General features: G+C 69.7%; 20 protein-coding genes. 9 read left to right on the top strand and 11 right to left on the bottom strand.

What is annotated here, in order from left to right:
* Positions 1 to 36 precede the first annotated feature (36 nt).
* Together OHA88_RS39945 and OHA88_RS39940 are read left to right on the top strand one after the other, a co-directional pair.
* Complete coding sequence (locus OHA88_RS39945) at positions 37 to 369, top strand: DUF6479 family protein (RefSeq protein WP_328629133.1); 333 nt, start codon at positions 37 to 39, stop codon at positions 367 to 369.
* A gap of 116 nt (positions 370 to 485) precedes the next feature.
* Complete coding sequence (locus OHA88_RS39940; protein ID WP_328629132.1) at positions 486 to 1310, top strand: VOC family protein; 825 nt, start codon at positions 486 to 488, stop codon at positions 1308 to 1310.
* Positions 1311 to 1325: 15 nt separating this feature from the next.
* On the opposite strand, the gene OHA88_RS39935 is transcribed toward OHA88_RS39940, so the two are convergent.
* Entirely contained in the window at positions 1326 to 1892 is a 567-nt protein-coding gene (locus OHA88_RS39935; RefSeq protein ID WP_328629131.1) for a DUF6328 family protein, read from the bottom strand.
* A gap of 219 nt (positions 1893 to 2111) precedes the next feature.
* Between OHA88_RS39935 and OHA88_RS39930 the strand changes: the two genes are divergently transcribed.
* Complete coding sequence (locus tag OHA88_RS39930; protein WP_030980095.1) at positions 2112 to 2501, top strand: VOC family protein; 390 nt, start codon at positions 2112 to 2114, stop codon at positions 2499 to 2501.
* Between the two features lie 71 nt (positions 2502 to 2572).
* Here OHA88_RS39930 and OHA88_RS39925 read toward each other — a convergent pair whose 3' ends face one another.
* The 5 genes from OHA88_RS39925 to OHA88_RS39905 form a co-directional block, all read right to left on the bottom strand.
* Positions 2573 to 3064 carry a GNAT family N-acetyltransferase gene (locus OHA88_RS39925; protein WP_328629130.1) on the bottom strand — a complete coding sequence of 164 codons (492 nt, stop codon included), beginning with the start codon at positions 3062 to 3064 and terminating at the stop codon, positions 2573 to 2575.
* A gap of 58 nt (positions 3065 to 3122) precedes the next feature.
* Positions 3123 to 3527, bottom strand: coding sequence for a J-domain-containing protein (locus tag OHA88_RS39920; RefSeq protein WP_328629129.1), 405 nt, complete (start codon positions 3525 to 3527; stop codon positions 3123 to 3125).
* Positions 3528 to 3740: 213 nt separating this feature from the next.
* Entirely contained in the window at positions 3741 to 4601 is an 861-nt protein-coding gene (locus OHA88_RS39915; RefSeq protein ID WP_328629128.1) for a tyrosine-protein phosphatase, read from the bottom strand.
* Positions 4602 to 4687: 86 nt separating this feature from the next.
* A complete protein-coding gene (locus tag OHA88_RS39910) occupies positions 4688 to 5005 on the bottom strand; it encodes an SHOCT domain-containing protein (RefSeq protein ID WP_267008223.1) in 318 nt (105 codons plus the stop codon).
* Positions 5006 to 5091: 86 nt separating this feature from the next.
* Positions 5092 to 5520, bottom strand: coding sequence for a DUF6325 family protein (locus OHA88_RS39905; RefSeq protein ID WP_328629127.1), 429 nt, complete (start codon positions 5518 to 5520; stop codon positions 5092 to 5094).
* Between the two features lie 349 nt (positions 5521 to 5869).
* Between OHA88_RS39905 and mutA the strand changes: the two genes are divergently transcribed.
* From mutA to OHA88_RS39875, 6 genes are all read left to right on the top strand, one after another.
* A complete protein-coding gene (gene mutA, locus OHA88_RS39900; protein ID WP_328629126.1) occupies positions 5870 to 7729 on the top strand; it encodes a methylmalonyl-CoA mutase small subunit in 1860 nt (619 codons plus the stop codon).
* Positions 7729 to 9930, top strand: coding sequence for a methylmalonyl-CoA mutase (gene scpA / locus OHA88_RS39895; RefSeq protein ID WP_328629125.1), 2202 nt, complete (start codon positions 7729 to 7731; stop codon positions 9928 to 9930). The genes mutA and scpA overlap by 1 nt, the downstream gene beginning before the upstream one ends.
* Before the next feature lie 12 nt (positions 9931 to 9942).
* On the top strand, positions 9943 to 10929 hold the full coding sequence (gene meaB / locus OHA88_RS39890) for a methylmalonyl Co-A mutase-associated GTPase MeaB (protein WP_328629124.1): 987 nt from the start codon (positions 9943 to 9945) through the stop codon (positions 10927 to 10929).
* Positions 10930 to 11224: 295 nt separating this feature from the next.
* The gene (gene rho / locus OHA88_RS39885) at positions 11225 to 12388 is read left to right on the top strand and encodes a transcription termination factor Rho (RefSeq protein WP_443044335.1); all 1164 of its coding nucleotides are present in this window, start codon (positions 11225 to 11227) and stop codon (positions 12386 to 12388) included.
* A 72-nt stretch (positions 12389 to 12460) separates the two neighbouring features.
* The gene (locus tag OHA88_RS39880; RefSeq protein ID WP_328629122.1) at positions 12461 to 13459 is read left to right on the top strand and encodes an aldo/keto reductase family protein; all 999 of its coding nucleotides are present in this window, start codon (positions 12461 to 12463) and stop codon (positions 13457 to 13459) included.
* Between the two features lie 206 nt (positions 13460 to 13665).
* Entirely contained in the window at positions 13666 to 14538 is an 873-nt protein-coding gene (locus tag OHA88_RS39875; RefSeq protein WP_328629121.1) for a sigma-70 family RNA polymerase sigma factor, read from the top strand.
* A gap of 141 nt (positions 14539 to 14679) precedes the next feature.
* On the opposite strand, the gene OHA88_RS39870 is transcribed toward OHA88_RS39875, so the two are convergent.
* The 5 genes from OHA88_RS39870 to OHA88_RS39850 all read right to left on the bottom strand — a co-directional run bounded on the left by OHA88_RS39870 (position 14680) and on the right by OHA88_RS39850 (position 19479).
* Entirely contained in the window at positions 14680 to 16041 is a 1362-nt protein-coding gene (locus tag OHA88_RS39870; protein WP_328629120.1) for an NAD(P)/FAD-dependent oxidoreductase, read from the bottom strand.
* A gap of 133 nt (positions 16042 to 16174) precedes the next feature.
* Entirely contained in the window at positions 16175 to 16516 is a 342-nt protein-coding gene (locus tag OHA88_RS39865) for a hypothetical protein (protein ID WP_328629119.1), read from the bottom strand.
* A gap of 36 nt (positions 16517 to 16552) precedes the next feature.
* Positions 16553 to 18271, bottom strand: coding sequence for an aa3-type cytochrome oxidase subunit I (ctaD, locus tag OHA88_RS39860; RefSeq protein ID WP_328629913.1), 1719 nt, complete (start codon positions 18269 to 18271; stop codon positions 16553 to 16555).
* A 445-nt stretch (positions 18272 to 18716) separates the two neighbouring features.
* The gene (locus tag OHA88_RS39855; protein WP_328629118.1) at positions 18717 to 18899 is read right to left on the bottom strand and encodes a hypothetical protein; all 183 of its coding nucleotides are present in this window, start codon (positions 18897 to 18899) and stop codon (positions 18717 to 18719) included.
* A gap of 22 nt (positions 18900 to 18921) precedes the next feature.
* The gene (locus OHA88_RS39850) at positions 18922 to 19479 is read right to left on the bottom strand and encodes a TetR/AcrR family transcriptional regulator (RefSeq protein WP_328629117.1); all 558 of its coding nucleotides are present in this window, start codon (positions 19477 to 19479) and stop codon (positions 18922 to 18924) included.
* Positions 19480 to 19617: the final 138 nt, after the last annotated feature.

Here is a 19617-nt window from a genome sequence, read left to right as displayed (position 1 = left end):
CCGAGTGACGGCCCCGCCTCGGGGTATCCGGCATGCATGGACGTATCGAATGGAGCCCTCAATTCCCTGGCCGTCACACTCGCGGACGGACGGGGTGCGCTCGGCGTGGTGATGGCGATCGTCGGTGTGGCCCTCGTGGGCATGCTGATCGGCGCCGTCTGGCTGGGACGGCGTCGCCGGGCCCAGGAACTGCCGCCGCCCCGGCCCGACGAGCAGCCGCCGCGGCCGGACCACCGCGCACACGTCGAGGAGCGCAACGTCCACGGCGACGACAGCTTCCCTGCCGACGGGCGGGGCCTCTCCCCCTACGAACTCGGTGACCACGGGAACGAGCCCATCCCGCGCGACAAGGACGAGACGCGTGACTGAGCAGGTGCATGTCCGCTTCGGCGCGTGTTGCGCGACCGACCGACCGAAGTGAGGCTGGTAGAGGCCCGACCGCCACGGCATGCGTGTGCCGCAGAACCGATGAAGGCAGCAGCACCATGACGGGAAGCAGACCCAGGACAGCGCCCCCCTCGGCACCGCTGACCGGACCGTCGGCGCCCTGCTGGGTCAACCTCATGACCCGGGACCTGAAGTCGGCGCAGGAGTTCTACGCCGCCACCCTGGGGTGGACGTTCCGGCCCGGAAGGCTGGGGCAGGAATTCTCCGTCGCACGCCGCGACGACGTACCGGTGGCCGGTATCGCGGCGATGGCGACGGCCTTCCGGGTCGCCGTGGCATGGACTCCGTATTTCGCCGTGCAGAACGCCGATGTGGCTGCTTCGCGCATCCGCGAGCGCAGCGGCACGGTGGCGGTGGGGCCACTGGCGCTCGGCAAGGGGCGCGGTGCCCTGGCGGCGGACCGCGACGGCGCTGTGTTCGGCATCTGGGAGCGCACCGAGGCGGCGACATCACCGCCGGCGCCGGACGACCACTCGAACGCGTGGCTCGAACTGCGCACCAGAGACGCTTTCGACGCCGCAATCTTCTACGGCCAGGTCCTCGACTGGGCGACCGGACGTCCCGGCGCCTGCGAGGTGTCGTACGAGAAGGACGGGGTCGTGGTCGACTGCGGCGGCAAACGGCTGGCCCGGATCAGCTCCGGCGCGGTCGAGGCCGCACCGGATCCGCTGGTCCGCCCGCACTGGCAGGTCCACTTCCCGGTGGCCGATGTGGCGGCAGCCGTCTCGGCGGCGCGGCTGCACGGAGGCTCGGTCGTCGAGCAGCGGACACAGAGGGAGGGCGCGGAGGCGACCCTGCTGGACCCGGACGGCGGGCTGTTCACCATCTCGGACATCCGAAGTCCGGCCGCCGAGGACATCTGAGCCGAACGGTCGCAGTCAGCTGCCCGGCCGCCCGCCGCGCGCCGAGTGCGCGTCCGAGGTCTCGTCCTCCGATGTGGAGCGTGCCAGCACCCAGGCCGGGAACACGAACCAGCAGACGAGGAACCACAGCGCCATGGCGCCGACCAGCCACAGTGCGAGCGCGTTGTGCAGGGCCACCCGCAGGATGAGCAGCAGCGCGGAGCACATCGTGCAGAACAGCAGGACGAGGCCGACCACGGTCATTCGCGACGCCCACGCAACGGTTTGCGGCTTCAGCCGGTGCCCGGTGAGCAGCCGGTGGAAGGAGACGGGCCCGATCAGCGCGGCGGCCGTGGCCGACCCCAGCATCACGGTGACCACATAAATGGTGCGGTCCGTGTCCGACAGGGCGGCGAACCGCGGCTGGAAGACGACGGCAAGCAGAAAACCGAACAGGATCTGGACGCCGGTCTGGGCGACGCGCAGCTCCTGGAGCAGATCCGTCCACAGCCGGTCCGCCCGTTCCTCGGTCGTCTCGTGGCGGCCGATGTCGGGCTCCCGACCGCTTTCCGCGTCGCGGTCGTCGCCGGCTGTCGGGGTCACCGTGAGCCTCCGTCCGCAGTAGGTGTGGAGCCCGTTGCGTCGCCTCCTACCCCACCGTAGAGATCTCACGTCGGGGCGGCAGCCCGAATGCGCCGTCGGCCATGCCCTCGACGAACGGCGCCGGTCGCACCTACGATCTTGAATACGGCATCGCGCGCCGGTCACCGGCCGGGTGAGGCGTGGAGGTGCCCGGGAGATGCCCGTTGGAGGCATTCCACAGTGTCAGTCGAGTTGAATCACACCATCATTCACGCCCGGAACAATCGGGAATCCGCCGAATTCCTGGCGCACATCCTGGGTCTGGAAATCGGTGCGGAATGGGGCCCATTCGTAGCGGTCGCCACCGCCAATGGGGTCACGCTGGATTTCGCGACCATTCCCGCCGAATCGATCGTCGGGCAGCATTACGCCTTCCTGGTCTCGGAGGCGGAGTTCGATACCTCGTACGCCCGCATCAAGGAGCTCGGGATCACCTACTGGGCCGATCCGCATCGGAAGCATCCGGGCGAGATCAACCACAATGACGGCGGCCGGGGCATCTACTTCCTCGATCCCGCCGGACACGCCATGGAGATCATCACGCGCCCGTACGGCGGCTTCGCCTCGTAAGGGTTCCGGCGCACCAGGCGTACGGCCGGGGTCCGGGCCACCGGGTCCCGGCCGGACTCTTCCGCGGTCCGTCAGGCGACCGGAAGCGTCAGTTCGGGCCGGTCCCACATGACTGCGGGCGGGTTGGCCGCCGCCGTGCCGGTCCGCAGGGCGCCCACGCTGCGGTAGAAGCCCTCGGCGGGCGGATGCGAGACGATGCGAACGCCGGTGAGCCCGGCCAGCTGCGCCTCGCCGCGCAGATGCGCGATCAGCAGCCGTCCGATCCCGAGACCCTGTGCATCGTCGGCGACGAACATCAGATCCAGTTCGGCCGGTTCGAGGAGCAGCGAGTAGAAGCCGAGCAGACGGTCGGTGCCACTGTGGGCGGCCACGAAGACCCGATGGGTCTCGATGTAGTCGGGACCCACCCGGTATCCGGCGACCATGGGCGCGTACGGGCCCTCGTAGGCGCGGGAGTTCCTGACCAACCGGGTGAGACGCTTGGCGTCGCGCGCGGTCGCCCGTCGGATCAGCACGTCCCGGCAACCTGCCCCGCCTGCCGGTCGCGTAATACTCGGTGTCATAAAGGGAGTATTACGCATCGGGTGGCCGGACACACGCCCGGCCACCCGATGCCGTGACCTACGCCGAGCCACGCTCCGCACGCCACTCCTCGACCACGGCGTCGATGTCGAACGGTCGCATGTTCAGCAACGGTCCCGGCGGCGGCCGACGGATCGCCGCCTCGATCTTCTCGTTGACCGCGGTGAGCATCCGGCGCACCTCGGCCTCCGAGCGGGCTTCGGACACCGCCGCGCGGGTGTCCTCCGCCTCCTTGCGCAGAGCCAGGGACGGCGGGAGCATCGACACCCCCTCGCGCTGCATCTTCGCCTTGATCCACCAGGTTTCGTCGTACGGGCGGTCGATACCGGGCAGCGGCTTGCCGAAACCCGGCAGCTGGGAGAAGTCGCCGCGCTGCTCGGCTTCACGGATCTGCTTGTCGACCCACGATTCGAAGCTGACGCCGGCGGGTTTGCGCTCGGTCAACGTGCACCCCTCTCGGAGAACCCTTGATCCAGTACTCCCACGATACCGAGGGAGGGCCCGGCGCCGGACCCCCTGGAACCTGGCCCCTCAGAGCACATGTCCGCCGGCGTCTCCACCTGCGGCTCGGCCGACGGCACCACCTCGACCGTGAAGGCGGCGGCACGGACCTGCCACTCCCACCCGGAAGGCAACATACCCGTCGGGGGTATGAAGTCAACCCAGGGATCCTCTGCGGACTGCTCTGGTCGACCGGGTGCCGACGACAGCCGGTGCCGGTCGGGCCGAGACCACGAGCCCGCTGCGCAGCCGCTCCACCACGGGCTCCGGAATCCGCAGACCGTCCCGCACGTAGCCGTCCAGTCCGCCCCACCGCTCGTCCATCGCGTCGAGCGCGATCGAGAGATAGCGGGGGCGGACCTCGATGATCGCGGCCGCGATCTCGGGATCGCCACCTGCATCGAGGAAGCCCTGCACATACGGCTGGAAGGCGGCCCGCACCACCGGATTCACGGCGAGGAACTCCGCCCGTACGACATCGCGTGACGCCCCGACCATGAGCAGGAGCAGCGCGGTGGCCCACCCGGTGCGGTCCTTGCCCGCAGTGCAGTGGAAGAGCACCGGCCGGGCCCGGTCGTCCGCGGCTGTCTCGACGAAGGCGCGGTACGCGGCCGCGGCGCCCGGCGACAGCACCAGCTTCCGGTAGGTCTGCGCAAACAGCTCCTCGGCCTTTCCGCCCCCGAGCATCTCCTTCGCAGCCACCGGATCGCCGAGCAGCGCGCGCAGCCGGGCGGGTGCCACGCCAGGGTTGTCGCCGAGGACATCGGCGACGAACAGCCGGGCTCCGGGCGGCAACCGATCGGGGGCCGCCATGCGCTCGTCGGCGGTGCGCAGGTCGACGACCGTCCGGATACCGAGGGCGGTCACCGCCACGTCGCGGGCCGCGTCGAATCCGCTGAGCTGACCGGAGCGCAGCACCGCGCCGGGCCGGAAGCAGCGGTCGCGACCCAGCGAAATGCCGCCCAGGTCGCGCAGATTGATAACGGTGGCAGCCGCAACGGCCCTGGCGGTTTGCACGATGGATTCCCCTTATTCCGGACGCGACTCATTCCGGGCACGACTTACTGCGGACACGGCTGATGAATGGATTCGCCCCGGCCGGATCAGCCGGCCAGAATCTTCGCCTTCTGCGCCTCGAACTCGGCGTCGGTCAGGATTCCTTGCTTCTTCAGCTCGGCCAGTCGTTCCAGCCGGTCGATGATGTCGTCCGCCGGGGGCGCGGGGGGCGCCGCCTGGGCAGGGGGTGTCTGCTGTTGTACGGCCTGCTGCTGCGCGGCGGCCTCGTCCTGAGCGGCCGCTTCCTGAGCTCCCCACCTCTGCTGCTGGCGCTGCTGGACCCGTCCGCTGACCGCTGATGCCGTGCCGGCGACGACGGCGGTGCGCGCCACGGTGCCCAGCAGTCCCGGTCCTCTGCGGTTCATGCCCGGTCCTCGGAAAATCGGCATGATGTGCGCCCCTTCCAGTGCGGTGCGTGCGGTGCGACGGGGGTACTGCGGGCCGGGCAGGGTCAGCCGGTGGGACCGCTGGCGGCCACGGCCGCCTCCGCGATCTCGGCGGGGATCCGCTCATGCGCCACCACTTGACCGCCCGAGGCCCGGACGGCCGCCGTGAGCGGCACCGCCCACAGGTCCTCCCACACGATCAGCGCGGCGGAGCTGCCCGGTGGCACGCTCTCCCCGAGAGTCCGGATGTCCTCGCTGTTCAACAGGCCGCTGACCACTCCCTCGACCGGCTCGAACGACACCAGGTCATCGGGGTCGAGGTCGTCCAGCTCCACTGATTCGAGCGTGCCGTCCTCGGCCCGGTACACAAACGTGAGGTCGAGGATCCGCACCGCCTTCGAGGCGACCGCTTCGGCCAGCGCCGGCGCGATGGCCCCGGTGAAACGACTCCCGGGAAAGGCGACGACGAGGTACTCCACAGGTCCCACTGTCACGGGCGTGTCCTCTCCTGACGGATGGATTGCCTGCAGCATAACTTCGGATATTTGGTGATGCACTGTGGCAATTCACCTGGGACGGCAGACGCCGCCCGAGTCGGCGGGATGGGTGTGCAGAGTGAGCCCTGCATGGGCGCGGGTGGGCCGATCGGGTGCCGCGAGGGGTCACCGAGCAGCAGCGGTCGGGGCGGTCGGCGCGCGCCCGGGCCGGCGCGACACCTCCGGCCTGACCGTCGGCGGCGCCCCGACTACGCCACCGTCCGTAAAGGATCAAGTGCGCGCGGAGAGGGCAAGGTCACAGGCGGTTCCCCTGCTGCTCATCTGAGCCTTCGCCTAGCATCTGGGCATGACGGTCCTGCCTGCTGACGGGCTTTCGTTGGCCGCCGAATTCCCTGACCCAGCCCATGAGCAGTGGCAGAGCCTTGTCGAAGGCGTGCTGCGCAAGTCGGGCAAGGATGTTACGGGTTCGGCAGCCGAGGAAGCGCTGTCCACCACAGTGGAGGACGGGCTCATCACCCGCCCTCTGTACACCTCGCGCGATGACGCGCCCGATGCCGGTTTTCCGGGCTTCGCCCCGTTCACCCGCGGCAGCAAGGCCGAGGGGAACGCGGCGAACGGCTGGGACGTACGGCAGCGGCACAGCCTGACGGACCCGGCCCGGCTCAACGAAGCCGTGCTCGCGGATCTGGAGAACGGTGTCACCTCGTTGTGGCTGACCGTCGGCGGTGCGACGGGCGTACCGGTATCCGGTCTGGCGCGGGCGCTGGACGGTGTCTATCTCGATCTGGCCCCGGTAGTGCTTGACGCGGGCAGTGAACTCGACCCCGCCGCCACGGAGTTGCTCCGGCTGTACGAGGAGCGGGGCGTGGCCCCGGGGTCGGCCCGCGGCTCTCTCGGCGCCGACCCGCTGGGCCGGGCGGCGCGCAGCGGCGGTGCACCGGAGCCTGCGGCCGCCGTGCACTGGGCCGAGCGGTGCGCGAAGGAGTACCCCGGGCTGCGGGCGTTGACCGTGGACGCGCTGCCGTACCACGAGGCCGGTGGCTCGGCGGCGCAGGAGCTGGGCAGTTCGCTGGCGACGGGCGTGGCCTATCTGCGGGCGCTGACCGGGGCGGGGCTCTCCGTCGAGGCGGCCTGCGCCCAGCTGGAGTTCCGGTACGCGGCCACCGCCGACCAGTTCCTGACCATTGCCAAGCTGCGGGCGGCGCGCCGGCTGTGGGCGCGGGTCGCCGAGGTGTGCGGGGCCGCGGGCGCCGGTGCCCAGCGCCAGCATGCGGTCACGTCGTCGGTGATGATGACGCGGCGCGATCCGTGGGTGAACATGCTGCGGACGACACTGGCGTGTCTGGGCGCGGGGGTCGGCGGGGCCGACTCCGTCACCGTGCTGCCGTTCGATCACGCGCTGGGGCTGCCGGACGCGTTCGCCCGGCGGATCGCCCGTAACACATCGACAATTCTCATGGAGGAGTCGCATCTGGCCCGGGTTATCGACCCGGCGGGCGGCTCCTGGTACGTGGAGCGGCTGACCACCGAACTCGCCGACGCCGCCTGGGCGTTCTTCCAGGAGATCGAGCGGGCGGGCGGTCAGGCTGCGGCGCTCGGCTCCGGCCTGATCGGTGAGCGGCTGGCGGCGACCTGGGCGGCGCGCAGCAAGGATCTGGCACGGCGCAAGGAGCCGGTCACCGGCGTCAGCGAGTTCCCGCACCTCGCGGAGCGCCCGGTGGAGCGCGAGGCGGCCCCCGGCGCCGACGGCGCGTCGGGCGGGCTGCCCACGGTGCGTCGTGACGAGGCGTTCGAGGCGTTGCGTGCCCGGTCGGACGCCCATCTGTCGGCGACGGGCCGGCGGCCCCGGGTGTTCCTTGCGGCGCTCGGCCCGGCGTCGGCGCACACCGCGCGGGCCACGTTCGCCTCGAATCTGTTCCAGGCGGGCGGGATCGAGCCCGTGCACGACCCGGTGTCGGTGGACACGTCGACGGCAGCCGAAGCCTTTGCGGCCAGCGGAGCCACGGTGGCGTGCCTGTGTTCCACCGACGCGCTCTACGCCGAGCAGGCCGGGGCCGTGGCCTCGGCTCTGCAAGCGGCCGGTGCGCAGCGGGTGTTCCTCGCCGGCCGGCCCGCCGAGTATCCCGATGTCGACGCGTACGTCTTCGCGGGCTGCGATGTGGTGTCCGTGCTCTCCTCCGTTCTCGACCGTATGGGTGTGGCGTAATGCGGATCCCCGACTTCTCCGACATCGAACTCGGGCCGGGCACCGGCGCCGAGGGGTCAGAGGACCAGTGGCACACAGCGCTGAAGGAGTCCACCGGTGGCTCCGACGGCGAACTGCTGTGGGAGACCCCGGAGGGCATCGCGGTCAAGCCGCTGTACACCGGGCGTGACCTGGAGGGGCTCGACTTCCTCGGTACATATCCGGGCATGGCCCCGTATCTGCGCGGCCCCTATCCGACGATGTACGTCAACCAGCCCTGGACGATCCGGCAGTACGCGGGGTTCTCCACGGCCGAGGAGTCCAACGCCTTCTACCGCCGCAACCTCGCGGCCGGACAGAAGGGTCTCTCCGTCGCCTTCGACCTGCCGACCCACCGCGGCTACGACAGCGACCACCCGCGGGTGACCGGCGATGTCGGCATGGCGGGTGTGGCGATCGACTCGATCTACGACATGCGCCAACTGTTCGACGGCATCCCGCTGGACAGGATGACGGTGTCGATGACGATGAACGGCGCGGTGCTTCCCGTACTCGCGCTGTACATCGTGGCCGCCGAGGAGCAGGGCGTACCGCCCGAGAAGCTGGCCGGGACCATCCAGAACGACATCCTCAAGGAGTTCATGGTCCGCAACACCTACATCTATCCGCCGAAGCCCTCGATGCGGATCATCTCCGACATCTTCGCGTACACCTCGCAGAAGATGCCGCGCTACAACTCGATCTCCATCTCCGGCTATCACATCCAGGAGGCGGGGGCGACGGCCGATCTGGAGCTGGCGTACACCCTCGCCGACGGAGTGGAGTACCTGCGGGCCGGTCGGGACGCGGGTCTCGATGTGGACGCGTTCGCACCGCGGCTGTCATTCTTCTGGGCGATCGGCATGAACTTCTTCATGGAGATCGCGAAGATGCGGGCGGCCCGTCTGCTGTGGGCGAAGCTGGTCAAGGAGTTCGAGCCGAAGAACGCCAAGTCCCTTTCGCTGCGCACCCATTCGCAGACCTCGGGATGGTCGCTGACCGCGCAGGACGTGTTCAACAACGTCACCCGGACCTGTGTGGAGGCGATGGCAGCCACCCAGGGACACACCCAGTCGCTGCACACCAATGCGCTCGACGAGGCCCTCGCACTGCCGACGGACTTCTCGGCGCGCATCGCCCGGAACACCCAGCTGCTGCTCCAGCAGGAATCGGGGACCGGCCGGGTCATCGACCCGTGGGGCGGCAGCGCGTACGTGGAGAAGCTGACGTACGACCTGGCGCGGCGGGCCTGGCAGCACATCGAGGAGGTCGAGGCCGCGGGCGGGATGGCCCAGGCCATCGACGCGGGCATCCCGAAGCTCCGGGTGGAGGAGGCCGCGGCCCGTACGCAGGCGCGGATCGACTCCGGGCGGCAGCCGGTGATCGGGGTCAACAAGTACCGGGTGGAGACGGACGAGCAGATCGATGTGCTCAAGGTCGACAACTCGTCGGTGCGCACCCAGCAGATCGAGAAGCTGCGGCGGCTGCGCGCGGAGCGCGACGAGGCAGCCTGTCAGTCCGCGCTGCGGGCGCTGACGGCGGCGGCCGAGCATGGTCCCGGCCCGGGTCTCGAAGGCAATCTGCTGGCGCTGGCGGTCGACGCGGCACGGGCGATGGCGACGGTCGGCGAGATCTCGGACGCCCTGGAGAAGGTGTACGGGAGGCATGCGGGCCAGATCCGTACGATCTCGGGTGTGTACCGCAACGAGGCAGGGGAGTCACCTTCCGTGGACCGTACCCGGACGCTGGTCGGCCGGTTCGAGGAGGCGGAGGGGCGCCGTCCGCGCATCCTGGTCGCCAAGATGGGCCAGGACGGCCACGACCGCGGCCAGAAGGTGATCTCGACGGCCTTCGCCGACCTGGGCTTCGACGTCGATGTCGGCCCGCTGTTCCAGACGCCGGCCGAGGTGGCGCGGCAGGCGGTCGAGGCGGATGTGCACATCGTGGGCGTCTCCTCGCTGGCCGCCGGGCACCTCACCCTCGTACCGGCACTCCGTGAGGAGCTGGCCGCCGAGGGCCGCGACGACATCATGATCGTGGTCGGCGGGGTGATCCCGCCGCAGGACATCGAGGCACTGCACGAGGCGGGCGCGGCCGCCGTGTTCCCGCCGGGCACGGTGATCCCCGATGCCGCCTTCGATCTGGTGACGCGGCTCGGTGCCGCGCTCGGCCACGAGCTGTGAGCCGCTGACCCGATGGCTCCGACGATCGATATCGACAGCTATGTGAAGGGGGTGCTCGACGGGAAGCGGGCGCACATCGCGCGCGCCATCACTCTCGTCGAGTCCACCCGCCCCGATCACCGGGCACTGGCCCAGCAGTTGCTGCGCGAGCTGCTGCCGCGCTCCGGCAACGCACGCCGCATCGGCATCAGCGGGGTGCCGGGGGTCGGGAAGTCCACGTTCATCGATGCACTGGGCACGATGCTCACCGGGCTCGGGCACCGGGTCGCGGTGCTGGCCGTCGATCCGTCATCCAGCCGGACCGGCGGTTCCATCCTGGGCGACAAGACCAGGATGGAACGGCTGGCGGTCGATCCTGCGGCGTTCGTCCGCCCCTCCCCCACCGCCGGGACGCTGGGCGGGGTGGCCAAGGCGACCCGGGAGTCCATCGTGGTGATGGAGGCGGCGGGTTACGACGTGGTCCTGGTGGAGACGGTCGGGGTGGGCCAGTCGGAGACGGCCGTGGCTCAGATGGTCGACACATTTCTGCTGCTCACGCTGGCCCGTACCGGCGATCAGCTGCAGGGCATCAAGAAGGGTGTCCTGGAGCTGGCGGACGCGATCACGGTGAACAAGGCCGACGGTCCGCACGAGCGTGACGCGCGCGCGGCGGCCCGCGAACTGGCGGGCGCCCTGCGGCTGATGCACCCGGCCGACGCGGCCTGGACTCCTCCGGTGCTGACGTGCAGCGCCCGCGAGTCGACCGGCCTCGACACGCTGTGGGAGCGGCTGGAGCAGCACCGCGCGCTGCTCGATTCGACGGGGCGGCTGGCCGCGAAGCGGCGTGACCAGCAGGTCGACTGGACCTGGACGATGGTGCGCGACGAGCTGCTGGACAGCCTGCGCAGCCATCCGCAGGTGCGTGCGCTCACTCCTTCGCTGGAACAGCGTGTACGTGCCGGCGAGTTGACGGCAACGCTCGCAGCCGAAGAGATCCTCGCCGCCTTCCGGGACGGCTGAGCGGATCGGGCGGGGCAAGCAGGAGAGGGCGGTGGCTGCGCGGCAGCCACCGCCCTTCCCGTATTCCCGGCACCTACTGCGTCCGCCAGGTGGTACAGTGCAAATGGCACGTGTGTAACGCCCCATTCGGGCGCCGGTGCCGGTTCTCCCTCCTGTCGCTGCTCCGTCCGTCTTTTCCTGACCGGCGACGCAGCTTCCCGCACCACCTTCCTCCAGTCCGGTACGGACTTTCCTGCCCGTCGTCCGGGGCGTGATCCCACCGCCCTTTCGCATCCGCCGGGCCCCTTCATTCGCCATGTCCGCGAAAGGACCACCCCGCATGACCACCACCCTCAAGCACCCTCTTGACCAGCAACAACTCCCCACGGACGTGGCCGGAGTCCTCGACCTGACGCACCAGGGGCACGGCGCGTTGCGCACCGACGGCGGCCACCCCTCCCCCGCCGACGTCCAGGTGCCTGCGGCCCTCGTCCGCCGGTACGGCCTGCGCAGGGGCGATCTCATCGAAGGTCTCTGCGACCGGCCGCGCGCCCTGTCAGCGGTCGAGCGGATCAACGGCCGTCCCCCGCAGGCGCTGAGCGGCCGGCCGCACTTCGCGGATCTCACCCCACTCCACCCCGGGCAACGACTGCGCCTGGAGACGCCCGGCGGCGGCCCGGCAACCCGGATCGTCGATCTCGTCGCCCCCATCGGCAAGGGACAGCGCGGGCTGATCGTCGCCCCGCCCAGGACCGGCAAGACAGTGCTGCTGCAGCAGATCGCCGCCGCCGTCGCAGCCAACCATCCCGAGTGCCATCTCATGGTGGTGCTGCTCGACGAGCGCCCCGAGGAGGTCACGGACATGCGCCGTTCCGTACGCGGCGACGTCCTCGCCTCGACGTTCGACCGGCCCGCGAAGGAGCACATCGCACTCGCCGAACTCGCGGTGGAACGCGCCAAGCGGCTCGTCGAGCAGGGCCAGGACGTGGTGATCCTGCTCGACTCGCTCACCCGGCTGTGCCGGGCCCACAACAACGCGGCGACCGCCGGAGGCCGCACCCTCAGCGGTGGCGTGGACGCCGCCGCCCTGCTCGGCCCCAAGCGACTCTTCGGCGCCGCACGCCGCACCGAGGAGGGCGGCTCGCTGACGATCCTCGCCACCGCGCTGGCGGACACCGGGTCCCGCGCCGACGACTACTTCTTCGAAGAGCTCAAGAGCACCGGGAACATGGAACTCCGGCTGGACCGCGCCCTGGCGGACAAACGGATCCACCCGGCCGTGAACATTCCGCAGTCCGGCACCCGCCGCGAGGAACTGCTGCTCCCCGCCGCCGAACTGACCGCCGTACGAGGACTGCGGCGCGCCCTGCACACGAGGGACCCGCAGGCGATGCTGGAAGTGCTGCTGGACAGGATCCGGCAGACCCCCGACAACGCGGCCTTCCTCCGCCGGATCCACGGCACCGTGCCCGACGCCTGAGTCCTCCCGGCCGGCACGGTGGCACACGCATAGCATGACGTGTTCACGTACCAGCACAGGGAGAGCAGGCACATGGAATTCCGCCGACTCGGTCGCAGCGGTCTGACGATCAGTGAGATCGCCTACGGGAATTGGATCACCCACGGCTCCCAGGTGGAGGAGGACGCGGCCGTCGCCTGCATCCGGGCCGCCCTGGACTCCGGAATCACCACCTTCGACACCGCGGACGTCTACGCCGAGACCCGCGCCGAGGCCGTCCTCGGCCGGGCGTTGAAGGACCAGCGCCGCGAGAGCATCGAGGTGTTCACCAAGGTCTACTTCCCGACCGGCCCCGGGCACAACGACCGCGGTCTGGGGCGCAAGCACATCCTCGAATCGATCGACAACTCGCTGCGCCGGCTGCAGACCGACTATGTGGACCTGTACCAGGCACACCGCTACGACCACAGCACGCCGCTGGAAGAGACCATGGAGGCGTTCGCCGACGTGGTCCGCTCCGGCAAGGCCCTCTACATCGGCGTCTCGGAGTGGACGGCGGACCAGCTGCGCGCCGGACACGGCCTGGCCCGCGAGCTGAACATTCCGCTCGTCTCCAACCAGCCGCAGTACTCGGCTCTGTGGCGGGTCATCGAGGGTGAGGTCGTGCCCGCGTCCGAGGAGCTCGGCATCGGTCAGATCGTCTGGTCGCCGATCGCCCAGGGCGTGCTGACCGGCAAGTACAAGCCGGGGGCGCAGCCGCCGACCGGTTCGCGGGCGACGGACGACAAGGGCGGCGCATCGTTCGTCGCCGGGTGGCTCCGCGACGACGTCCTGGAACGGGTCCAGCAGCTGGGGCCGCTGGCGGACCAGGCCGGTCTGAGCCTTGCTCAGCTGGCCGTCGCCTGGGTACTGCAGAACCCCAACGTCTCCGCCGCGATCATCGGTGCCTCCCGGCCCGAGCAGGTCACGGAGAACGTGAAGGCAGCAGGCGTGAAGTTCGACGCGGATCTGCTGAAGGCCATCGACGACGTACTGGACCCGGTGGTGGAGCGCGACCCGGCGCTGACCGCGGGCCACGAGGGCAACGACTGAGCCGGCCGGTCACGGCTCCGGGAGGCCGGTGCCCGCTGTCCGGCGGGCACCGGCCTCCCGCACGGGGCGACGCGGCGGCGTCGGCGTGTCGGCGTGTCGGCGTGTCGGCGTGTCGGCGTGTCGGCGTGTCGGCGACCGGACCGTGTCACAAAGGCCTGGTCCCATGGGTCACTTGTACGACACGGATCGACGGAGGAAGGTGACCGATGGACGAACAGGAACTTCTGGCGGCCCGCTTCGAGGAGCACCGGCCCCGGCTGCGGGCAGTGGCCTACCGGATGCTCGGTTCGGTCGCCGAGTCCGACGACGCCGTCCATGAGAGCTGGCTGCGGCTCACCCGTACCGATGTCGGCGACGTGGCGAACCTCGGCGGATGGTTGACGACGGTCGTCGCCCGGGTCTCCCTCAATATGCTGCGCAGCCGCGAGACCCGCCGTGAGGATCCCTGGGCGACACGTCTGCCGGGGCCTGCCGTGGGCCACGACGACGGTATCGGGCCCGAGGAGCAGGCGGAGCTCACCGACTCGGTCGGCCTGGCGCTGCTCGTGGTGCTGGACACGCTCTCGCCCGCGGAACGTCTGGCGTTCGTGCTGCACGACATGTTCGCCGTGCCGTTCGACGAGATCGCCCTCATCGTGGAGCTCACTCCGGCGGCGACCCGGCAGCTCGCCGGCCGTGCGCGCCGACGTGTGCGGGGCACGGTCCCGGATCCCGGCACCGACATGGTCCGTCGGCGCGAAGTCGTCGACGCGTTCCTGGCCGCGTCGCGCGGTGGCGACTTCGAGGCGCTGCTGGCCCTGCTCGACCCGGACGTCGTACTCCGCGTCGACCCCGCGGCGGCCCTGTCGGGCGAGGCCGGGGCGGTGGGGGCAGCTGCGGTCGTCGGCACGTTCGCGGGGCGTGCCTCGGCGGCACAGCCTGCCCTGATCGACGGGCTTCCCGGCGCCGTCCGGGCACCGGGAGGAAGGCCGAAGGTCGTCATCGGCTTCACCATCGAGGCCGGGCGGATCGTCTCGATCGACCTCGTCGCGGACGCCGACCGCCTCGGCCGGATGGATCTGCAGATCCGCGACGTATGAGGGACCAGCGGCCCGCTGCTCCCCCTTCGCGAAGCCGACAGGCCCCGCCGATTCCCTTGGCCAAGGAACGGTGGGACCTGCGCGCACGGCCCATGACCTCGGGTCGGCTGAATGCGACCGGCGAGGGAGACCCGTCCCGGATCAGCCTCGGGCGGTCAACGAGGCGGTGTGCTGGCGGACCTGTTCCGGAGTGAGGTAGGAGTCCGTGTACTCGAAGTCGCGCAGCGTGGCCGGCTTGCGGGCCTGGAATCCGGTACGTACGAAATCGTCACCGGCGATGGCGTTGAGCATCCAGTTCGTCATGACCCGTGCCTTGGCCACATTGGTCCGCATCGCCGACCAGTGGTAGCCGCGGGCCACGGCCTGCGCGGCGATCCCGTGCATCTCGACGCCGAGCGGCTTGGAGACCGCGTCCTTGCCGCCGAGGTCCACAACGAGCCCGAGATCCCTGTGTTCGTACGGCTTCAGGGGCTGGTGACGGAGTGTGGCGATCAGATTGTCGGCGAGCCTGCGGCCCTGCCGCATGGCGTGCTGCGCGGTGGGCGGGCAGACCGCGCCGTCGCCCTTGACGAGGTCGGGTACGGCGGCGGCGTCGCCGAGCGCGAAGACACCGTCGAAGCCCGGCAGGGTCATCTCCGGGGTCACCGCCAGACGCCCGCGTACGGTCTCCGCGCCGAAGGTGGCGACCAGCGGACTCGCGGTGACACCGGCCGTCCAGATCAGCGTGCGGCACGGCAGTACCCGGCCGTCGGTGAGCGTGACCTTGTCCGGCCCCGCCTCGGCGACCGACACTCCGAGCGACACGTCGATCCCGCGTTCGCGCAGCACCTCCAGGGCGCTGAGCCCGAGCTTGTCCCCCAGCTCGGGCATCAGCTTCGGGGCGATGTCGATCAGATGCCACTTGATGAGCTTCGGGTCCAGCCGGGGGTAGTACCGGACGGCACTTGTGGTGAGCCGCTGCAGACAGGCCGCGGTCTCGGTACCCGCGTATCCGCCGCCGACCACCACGAACTGCAGCCGGGAGGCCCGCTCGTCCTCGTCGTGGCTGGCGTCCGCCAGGTCCAGCTGTGCGATCACGTGGTCACGCACGTAGGCGGCCTCAGCCAGTGTCTTCATCCCGCGGGCGTTGTCGAGCAGGCCGGGGATGTCGAAGGTGCGCGTGACACTGCCGGGGGCAAGGACGATGTAGTCGTACGGTTCGTCGACGATCTCGTCGGTGATCTTGCGGATGACGCAGATCTTCGCCGTCGTGTCCACCCCGATCGCCCCGCCGGGGATGATCCGGGTGCGGTGCCGACGGCTGCGGCGCAGTGACACCGCGACCGACTGCGGTGTGAGCACGCCCGACGCCACCTGCGGCAGGAGTGGCAGGTAGAGCTGGTACGAGAACGGGGCGACGAGCGCGATCTCCGCCTCACCGGGTTTGAGTGCGCGCTCCAGACGGCGTACGCACTCGACCCCGCCGAATCCGGCGCCGACGACGAGAATCCTGGGTCGTGCCACGGTGTTCGTCCCTTCTCGGGTCTGCGCGGGCGCCCGTTCTCCTGCCCGGTCACGCACGCCCATCACCCACCATCCTCACGAACCGGGTCCGAGTTCGCCTGCTGAGGGCGGCAGAACGGACGAGCGCCCGGCATCAGCGGGTCAGCAGGGTGAGCGCCGTGCACGTACCGCTGACCGCGCCGGCGGTGACGACTGCGGCCGCGACACAGCGCGCCCTGAGCCTGCGGTAGCGGTCGTTGTACTCGCCGCGCAGTTCGGTGGAGCGGGCGGCGATACGGGCCAGCATCGCCCGGGACGTGGCGACACGGTCCGCGGTGTAGACACGGGCCACGTCCTCACGCTGAGTGGTGGTGAGCCAGGGCAGCTCGTCGGTGAAGCGGACGGCCAGCCTGCGGGCCTCCTCGACCTCGGCGCTCCACAGCAGATAGCCCTCCATCTGTGCCAGTCCGCGGGCGCTCTCCTTGTCGGGGTCCACTCGTTGCTCCTTCCTCCTTGTCACCGGGCGTCGCGCTCACACCTGCCGGTCCCCGGGGGTCGCGGGCGTGGCGCCGGGATGGTGAGCGCCCTCGTCGAGGGTCCGTACCGAGGGGTGGTGCAGGTCGAACGCCGGGGATTCGGAACGGATCCGCGGCAGCGTGACGAAGTTGTGCCGCGGCGGCGGGCAGGAGGTAGCCCACTCCAGCGAGCGGCCGAAGCCCCACGGGTCGTCGACCTCGACCTTCTTGCCGTACTTGGCGGTCTTCCACACGTTGTAGAAGAACGGCAGCATCGACATGCCGAGCAGGAACGAGGAGATCGTCGAGACCGTGTTCAGCGCGGTGAAACCGTCGGCGGCGAGATAGTCCGCGTAACGACGCGGCATGCCTTCGGCACCGAGCCAGTGCTGCACCAGGAACGTGCCGTGGAAGCCCACGAACAGCGTCCAGAACGTCATCTTGCCGAGCCGCTCGTCCAGCATCTTGCCGGTGAACTTCGGCCACCAGAAGTGGAATCCGGCGAACATCGCGAAGACCACGGTGCCGAAGACGACGTAGTGGAAGTGCGCGACGACGAAGTACGAGTCCGAGACATGGAAGTCCAGCGGGGGCGAGGCCAGGATGACGCCGGTCAGACCGCCGAAGAGGAACGTCACCAGAAAACCGATGGCCCAGAGCATCGGTGTCTCGAAGGACAGCGATCCCTTCCACATCGTGCCGATCCAGTTGAAGAACTTCACACCGGTCGGTACCGCGATGAGGAACGTCATGAACGAGAAGAACGGCAGCAGCACACCACCGGTGACGTACATGTGGTGCGCCCACACGGTCACGGAGAGGCCCGCGATGGCGATCGTCGCGCTGATCAGGCCGATGTAACCGAAGAGCGGCTTACGGCTGAAGACAGGAATGATCTCGCTGACGATCCCGAAAAACGGCAACGCGATGATGTACACCTCCGGATGGCCGAAGAACCAGAAGAGGTGCTGCCAGAGCAGCGCGCCGCCGTTGGCCGCCTCGAAGACGTGCGCCCCGAACTTGCGGTCCGCCTCCAGCACCAGAAGTGCCGCCGCCAGCACCGGGAAGGCGAGCAGGACCAGCACACCGGTCAGTAGCACGGTCCACACGAACATCGGCATCCGGAACATCGTCATACCGGGTGCGCGCAGGCAGATGATCGTGGTGATGAAGTTGACCGAGCCGAGGATCGTGCCGAAGCCGGAGAAGGCCAGACCCATGATCCACATATCGCTGCCGATCCCCGGCGATCGAACCGCGTCGGTCAGTGGGGAGTAGGCGAACCAGCCGAAGTCCGCGGCGCCGTTCGGGGTGAGGAAGCCGGCCACCGCGATGATCGAGCCGAAGAGGTACAGCCAGTACGCGAACATGTTCAGCCGCGGGAACGCCACGTCGGGCGCACCGATCTGCAACGGCATGATCCAGTTCGCGAACCCGGCGAACAGCGGCGTCGCGAACATCAGCAGCATGATCGTGCCGTGCATCGTGAACGCCTGGTTGAACTGCTCGTTCGAGACGATCTGCGTGCCGGGACGGGCCAGCTCGGCGCGCATGACGAGCGCCAGCACGCCGCCGACGACAAAGAAGGAGAACGACGTGACCAGGTACATCGTGCCGATCGTCTTGTGATCGGTGGTGCTCATCCACCTGACGATGACGTTTCCCGGCTCCCTGCTGCGTACCGGCAGCTCGTTCGCGTACGACTCCTCTGTCTCGTCCGCCCCTGCTGTGCCCATCGTCGTCACTACGACGCTCCTTCGATCGGTCCTTCGCGGGTGGGCTCGGCACCCGGCAGGGCGCCGCTTCCACCGGGGGCGGCCGGCGGCCCCCCGGAGCCTCGCGCCAGTTTCCAGCTGCAGCAAACCAGCCATGGGGGCGACATGTGCGGCCCGGCGCCCGCCGGGGCGGGACATTCACCCGTCAGGGCGTGCTGACCCACATGCAGCTGCGCGCGCCTCATTGCGGCACTCAACACACAATGAGAAAAGCTGAGTTGAACGTCGCTGCTGCGATGACTTCGCCGGCGGAGCTCACGGAGACCCCGAACCTCTCAGATGCTTCGCCAAAACACCCCTGCGCGGACGCGCGACTGCGCCACCGTCGACGGACGGGCGGTGGCACAGTCACATGATCCGCCGCGAGCGGTCTCGGTAGCCGGCAGGAAGCGCCCCGACCCGGCCATCAGCCGGTGGACTCGCCCTCGTCGAGGGGCAGGACCGTACCGAGGTCCACAAGGCGGTCCGCGATGTCGGGGCGTTCGCCGAGGCGTCCGGTGCGGGCCGCGTCGTCGACCGTGGTGAGCATCGCGTTCACAATGATCTCGGCCTTGGCCGTGTCGAGTCCCGGCCGGACCTCGTCGAGCAAACAGAGCCGTCCGATCGGTCGACTACACCGCGACAGCGATCAGGCGGCGGGCGGCCGCGTCGGTACGGGCGACGTCATGGGTCACCAGGCGGTCCTGGCACAATCCGCGCAGGCCGGAGACGAGCAGCGTGGCTCCTGCCCACGCCTCCTGTGGCGGGTGACCCAGCCGGACGTAGGCGGCGGCGATCGGGGCGATCATGATCTCGACGGTGTCGGCAGCGAGGTTGCCGTACTGCTCCGGATCGGTGGCGCCCAGGCTGAGCAGTTGCAGCAGCATGCGGAACGCCCCGGACTGCTCCCCGACGTTGATCGCTTCCCACAAGCCATGGGCGGCTTTGCGTAGGCCGGCACTGTCGTGGACGTCGTCGAACATCGCGTGGGTGTCGGGACGGCTGGCGGCCAACGCCTGGGCCAACAGGTTCTCGCGGCTGCCGAAGTAGTACAGAAGCATGCGTTTGGTGGTGCCGACGGCCTCGGCGAGCTGGCTCAGCGACGTCAGCGCGAGACCGTGGTGCTGGAGGTGGTGCACAACCTGCTTCAGCAGTTCGGCACGCTTTTCGGCATTGACGGGGCGAGGCACCTTTTTGACTGTACCGGCCGGTACGCGTAAGGTCCACAAATTGTAGGTGTGCCGATCGGTACGTTAACGCAATGACGGCATGGCGATGGCCAGGTGCGCGGAACGGAGAGGGGTGCCATGGGGCTGGTAGCACCGCGA

It is taken from the genome of Streptomyces sp. NBC_00353 (assembly GCF_036108815.1).
GTDB lineage: Bacteria > Actinomycetota > Actinomycetes > Streptomycetales > Streptomycetaceae > Streptomyces.
This window is presented reverse-complemented; position numbering and strand designations above follow the sequence as displayed.